General features: G+C 63.4%; 1 protein-coding gene. It reads left to right on the top strand.

The features are described 5' to 3' along the window. Window positions 1-38: 38 nt before the first annotated feature. On the top strand, window positions 39-689 hold a 651-nt coding region (locus ARTSIC4J27_RS20170), incomplete at its 3' end, for an SMP-30/gluconolactonase/LRE family protein (protein ID WP_161799593.1).

The following is a 689-nucleotide window of genomic DNA, read 5'->3' on the forward strand; positions in this document are numbered from 1 at the left end:
CGATGGTTGTTTCGATCGATGATGGCAGGTTGCTGCGCGTGGGAAGTAGCGGGCTGGAGGAACTCGCCGACCTCGCGCCGGTCGCGTTTCACCCGAACGATATGGCCGTGGACCGAGAGGGCCGCGCGTACATCGGTCCGCAGGGCTACCCGTTCGGAAGCGATCCTGTTGGGGTGGGCTTGATCATCCGCCATCCCGACGGCCGCATCGACACCGGCGGCCAGGATCTCATATTCCCCAACGGCATCGCCATCTCAGGCGACGGGCGGACCCTCGTGGTCGCAGAGTCGTTCCGGGCGCCACGGGTGAGACTCACCGCGTTCGATGTGGCAGACGACGGTGCGCTGCTGAACCAGCGTGTGTTCGCAGAGTTCGGGTCACCGGACACAGATGCCGTGGATGGTATCGGCATCGACAGTGAGGGTGCAGTATGGGCAGCCTTCCCGTGGATCGGAGAATTTCGGCGTGTCCGCGAAGGCGGCGAGGTCACGGACGTCATCCGGATTGAGCCGGACACGGCCACATATCCCGATGGCGGTTCTTTTGCTGTCGATGCGGTACTGGGGGGACCGGAAATGCGAACCCTCTACCTGCTCATCTCGGATACAAGTCCCGAGCGACTCGTCAATGGCTTTGATGCCACCGGCCGCATCGAAGCCATCGAGGTCGACGTCCCAGGAATCCGGGAC

This window comes from Pseudarthrobacter siccitolerans (assembly GCF_001046895.1).
Lineage (GTDB): Bacteria > Actinomycetota > Actinomycetes > Actinomycetales > Micrococcaceae > Arthrobacter > Arthrobacter siccitolerans.